The organism is Corynebacterium sp., assembly GCF_030535495.1.
GTDB lineage: Bacteria > Actinomycetota > Actinomycetes > Mycobacteriales > Mycobacteriaceae > Corynebacterium.
In genome coordinates, this window is the sequence record NZ_JAUNRW010000138.1 from 1 (window position 1) to 4,813 (window position 4,813).

The window sequence follows — 4,813 nt, forward strand, 5'->3', positions numbered from 1 at the left end:
TACCGTTGGCACGTGAACCCCACCCGTCACAGGCGGCGACCTGGGGAAATGTCGCGGGGCCCGAAAGTTCACGTGCCAACGGTCTGCGTCCTACAGTGGGGGCCATGAGCATCGACCGGCAGTGGGACATCTACCTGGAGAACACGGGCATCACGCCGGCCGCAGAGGTGGTCCCGGACCACGCCTGCCAGGTCTTCGATGCCACTCCCGCGCCTGGCGATGAGCTGAACGCCGCCAGGGAACTCGTGCGCACTCTCCTGCAGGAGCCGTGAGCCCTGCACAACGCGTGCAGGGCGGGGCATAATTGGGGGACACCAACGCCCACCAACGCAACAACAAATACAACGAGGAGAGTGTCCCGCCATGACCCCCAACCACACCATCGAGCACAACGAGGCCAAGCAGCGTTTCGTCATCTCCGTCGACGGCCGTGAGGTCGGCTACGCCGCCTACTCGCGCCTGCCGGACGGCGGCCTCGATTTCAACCACACCGTCGTCGATCAGGCCTACCGGGGCCAGAACCTCTCTACCCCGCTCATCAAGGGCGCCCTCGACTGGGCCCGCGACCAGGGGGCCACTGTGGTCCCGAGCTGTTCCGCGGTGTCCCACTTCATTACCAAGCACCCGGAGTACGAGGATCTGCGGGCGTAGGGGATCACCGGGACGTCGATAAGCAAGAAAAAACGCCCCCTCGGGGGCGTTTTACTTAGATGCTGTAGTCGACCGGATCGTTCGCGGTGTAGTAGTCCGGGTCGACGAGCTTGATGCGCTCGGACTGGCGGCGCGGACGGTTCTTCGCCGGGATGCCGGTGGCGATGTGCTCCGCCGGGACATCCTTGGTCACCACGGCGTTGGCGCCGATGGCGGAGCCTTCCCCGATGGTGATGGGGCCCAGGACCTTGGCGCCGGCGCCGATGGTGACGTTGTCCTCGATTGTCGGGTGCCGTTTGGTCTGCGTGAGCACCTGACCGCCGAGGGTGACGCCGTGATACAGCATGACGCCGTCGCCGATCTCGGTGGTCTCGCCGATGACGATGCCCATGCCGTGATCGATGAAGAAGCGCCGCCCGATCGTGGCACCGGGGTGAATCTCAATGCCGGTGAAGAAGCGGTTGAGCTGCGCGAGGATGCGCGCCGGACCGCGCAGGCCGCGCGTCCACAACCAGTGGGACACCCGGTGGGACCAGATGGCGTGCAGGCCGGAGTAGACGACGGCGTTCTCGACGTCGCCGCGGGCGGCGGGATCGTGTTCGCGCGCGTTCTGCAGGTCCTCCCGGACCCTCTTCGCGATGGTGACTAGCAGCATGGGCCAGAGTCTACTTGCTCGTCCGGCGACTAGTCGCGGATGTCCTCGTAGAGGACGGTGGAGACGTAGCGCTCGCCGTAGTCGGTGACCACGGTGACGATGGTCTTGCCCGCGTTCTCCTCCTTCTGGGCCAGCTGCAGGGCTGCCCAGACGTTGCCGCCGGAGGAGATGCCGCCCAGGATGCCGTCCTTGACGGCCAGGTCGCGGGAGGTGGCGATGGCGTCCTCGTTGGAGACGGTGATGACGTCATCGAGGACCTTGCGGTCGAGGACCTCGGGGATGAAGTTGGCGCCGATGCCCTGGATCTTGTGCGGGCCAGCCTTGCCTGCGGACAGCAGCGGGGAGGCCTCCGGCTCGACGGCGTAGATCTGCACCTCCGGCTTGCGCTCCTTGAGGATCTGGCCGACACCGGAGACGGTGCCGCCGGTGCCGACGCCCGCGACGAAGATGTCGACGTTGCCGTCGGTGTCGTTCCAGACCTCCTCGGCGGTGGTCTCGCGGTGGACCTTGAGGTTGGCCGGGGCGGCGAACTGGTTGGCCAGGATGGCGTTCTCCTCGCCGGCGACGATCTCGTTGGCCTTGTCGACGGCACCCTGCATGCCGGCGGCACCCGGGGTGAGCACGATCTCGGCACCGTAGGCGCGGAGCATGACGCGACGCTCGTTGGACATGGTCTCCGGCATGGTGAGGATGACCTTGTAGCCGCGGGCGGCGCCGACCAGGGCCAGGGCGATGCCGGTGTTGCCGGAGGTGGCCTCGACGATGGTGCCGCCGGGCTGCAGGGAGCCGTCGGCCTCGGCGGCGTCGATGATCGCCTTGCCGATGCGGTCCTTGACGGAGTTGGCCGGGTTGAAGGACTCGATCTTCACCAGTACCTCGGCGTTGAGGCCCTCGGTGAGGCCGTTGAGGCGGACCAGCGGGGTGTTGCCGATGGTGTCGAGGATGTTGTCGTAGATCTTGCTCATGGGTTCATGCTCCTTGCCGATGGCATTCGTGTGTTTCGTGTGCCGCCAGCGTACACCATCGAAATAGACAGGACGGTACGCAACCCGTAGACCGCACTGTTTTCACAGGTGTCGGGGGTGGGGTTGACAGGTGCCGGAAATGTCCGGGGGAGTGGGATACGTCCGTTCGCTGACAAGAGCACCTCCGGCAGTTATGGGGATTTGGATTCCGTTTACCCCCGGTATCGCGTTATAATCCCCATCTGTAGGAGACAGTTACCCCCGTCGATGTGCACCTCGGGTGTACCTGGACGGGTGTACCCGGAGGAGGACGACTTTCACAATGGATCCACAGCGCATCAAGGATGACGACGAGGCTGTCCGGGCAGCCCTCACATCACTGAAGACCGCGACGGGGATCCCGGTCACCATGTACGCCACCCTGCTGCCGGACAACCGACTGCAGATCTCCCAGTGGGTGGGCCTGCGCACGCCGGCGCTGCAGAACCTCATCATCGAGCCGGGCTCCGGTGTCGGTGGCCGCGTGGTCACCACCCGTCGACCCGTCGGTGTCTCCGACTACACGCGGGCGAACATCATCTCCCACGAGAATGACCGGGCGATCCAGGACGAGGGCCTGCACTCGATCGTGGCCGTGCCCGTGATCGTCAACCGTGAGATCCGCGGTGTCCTCTATGTCGGCGTGCATTCTCCGGTGCGCCTCGGCGACAAGGTGATCGAGGAGGTCACCATGACCGCGCGCACCCTGGAGCAGGACCTGGCCGTCAACTCCGCGCTGCGGCGCGTCGAGGGCGGCAAGCCCGGGGCCGCGAAGACCGGACGGGTGATGAACGGCGCGGAGTGGGAGCAGGTCCGTTCCACCCACTCCAAGCTGCGCATGCTGGCCAACCGCGTGGAGGATGATCTGCTGCGCAAGGAGCTGGAGCAGCTGTGCGACCAGATGGTCTCCCCGGTGCGGGTCAAGCAGTCCACCAAGCTCTCCGCCCGCGAGCTCGACGTGCTTTCCTGTGTCGCCCTCGGCCACACCAACGTCGAGGCGGCGGAGGAGATGGGCATCGGCGCGGAGACGGTGAAGTCCTACCTGCGTTCGGTCATGCGCAAGCTCGGCGCACACACCCGCTACGAGGCCGTCAACGCCGCGCGTCGCATCGGCGCCCTGCCCTGACGCCTGGCATTCCGCTAGTGTCGGAAGGCGTGAAGGATCGATTTCTCGTCTCCGGGGGCGCTCGACTGCAGGGCGCCGTCAAGGTCAGCGGCGCCAAGAACAGCGTGCTCAAGCTCATGGCGGCCGCGTTGCTCGCCGAGGGCACGACAACACTGACCAACTGTCCCGAGATTCTCGACGTCCCCCTCATGGGCGATGTCCTGCAGGGTCTGGGCTGTGAGGTCGCCATCGACGGCTCGACCGTCACCATCACCACTCCCGCGCAGCTGGATTCCGACGCAGACTTCGACGCCGTCCGCCAGTTCCGCGCCTCCATCTGCGTGCTCGGGCCGCTGACCTCCCGCTGCGGGCGGGCTGTCGTCGCCCTGCCCGGCGGTGACGCCATCGGTTCCCGCCCCCTGGACATGCACCAGTCCGGTCTGGAGCAACTCGGCGCCACCACCCGCATCTCCCACGGCGCGGTGGTCGTGGAGGCCGACCGCCTCCGCGGTGCGCGCATCACGCTGGACTTTCCCTCTGTGGGTGCCACGGAGAACATTCTCACCGCGGCGGTGCTGGCCGAGGGGACGACCGTGCTGCACAACGCGGCCCGGGAGCCGGAGATCGACGACCTGTGCAACATGCTCATCGCCATGGGCGCGCGTATCGACGGAGCCGGCACCTCCACCCTCACCATCGAGGGCGTGGACCGGCTGCACCCCACCGACTACGCCGTGGTCGGCGACCGCATCGTCGCCGGTACCTGGGCGTACGCGGCCGTGATGACCCAGGGCGATGTCACGGTCGGCGGCATCGCGCCGCGCCACCTGCACCTGGCGCTGGAGAAGCTCAAGATCGCCGGTGCCGATGTGGAGACCTACGAGAACGGCTTCCGCGTGCGGATGAATCGCCGCCCCGACGCCGCCGACTACCAGACCCTGCCGTTCCCCGGCTTCCCGACGGACCTGCAGCCCATGGCCATCGGCCTGGCCACCGTGGCCAACGGCATGAGCGTGATCACCGAGAACGTCTTCGAGTCCCGCTTCAAGTTCGTCTACGAACTCCAACGCCTGGGCGCCAACGCCACCGTCGAGGGCCACCACGTCGTGGTGCACGGCATCGAGCAGCTCTCCTCGACCGAGGTGTGGAGCTCGGATATCCGCGCCGGCGCCGGCCTGGTGCTGGCCGCGCTGGTCTCCGACGGGGAGACCACGATCCACGACGTCTATCACATCGACCGCGGCTACCCGCACTTCGTCGAACACCTGCAGTCCCTCGGTGCGGACATCCGCCGGGTCACTGACTAGCTTGCTTATCGACGTCCCCACCCGCCCCCAGTTCACGCCTGTGAGCTGGGGGTTTGTGTTGTTGTGGGGTGGTGTGTAACTTTATGTGAGT

6 protein-coding genes are annotated in these 4,813 nt (G+C 66.5%); 4 read left to right on the forward strand and 2 right to left on the reverse strand.

Annotated elements, in window-relative coordinates:
* Positions 1-104: 104 nt before the first annotated feature.
* The gene (locus tag Q4F73_RS11555; protein WP_303359492.1) at positions 105-272 is read left to right on the forward strand and encodes a hypothetical protein; all 168 of its coding nucleotides are present in this window, start codon (positions 105-107) and stop codon (positions 270-272) included.
* 91 nt (positions 273-363) lie between these two features.
* Positions 364-651, forward strand: a complete 288-nt coding sequence (locus tag Q4F73_RS11560; protein WP_303359493.1) for a GNAT family N-acetyltransferase — start codon at positions 364-366, stop codon at positions 649-651.
* Between the two features lie 55 nt (positions 652-706).
* Here Q4F73_RS11560 and epsC read toward each other — a convergent pair whose 3' ends face one another.
* Together epsC and cysK are read right to left on the reverse strand one after the other, a co-directional pair.
* A complete protein-coding gene (epsC, locus tag Q4F73_RS11565) occupies positions 707-1,306 on the reverse strand; it encodes a serine O-acetyltransferase EpsC (protein WP_303359494.1) in 600 nt (199 codons plus the stop codon).
* A gap of 29 nt (positions 1,307-1,335) precedes the next feature.
* Positions 1,336-2,271, reverse strand: a complete 936-nt coding sequence (gene cysK / locus Q4F73_RS11570; protein WP_303359495.1) for a cysteine synthase A — start codon at positions 2,269-2,271, stop codon at positions 1,336-1,338.
* A 322-nt stretch (positions 2,272-2,593) separates the two neighbouring features.
* On the opposite strand from cysK, the gene ramA reads away from it, so the two are divergent.
* Positions 2,594-3,436, forward strand: a complete 843-nt coding sequence (gene ramA / locus Q4F73_RS11575; protein WP_303359496.1) for an acetate metabolism transcriptional regulator RamA — start codon at positions 2,594-2,596, stop codon at positions 3,434-3,436.
* 29 nt (positions 3,437-3,465) lie between these two features.
* Positions 3,466-4,722, forward strand: a complete 1,257-nt coding sequence (gene murA / locus Q4F73_RS11580) for a UDP-N-acetylglucosamine 1-carboxyvinyltransferase (RefSeq protein WP_303359497.1) — start codon at positions 3,466-3,468, stop codon at positions 4,720-4,722.
* The last annotated feature ends 91 nt before the right edge of the window (positions 4,723-4,813 follow it).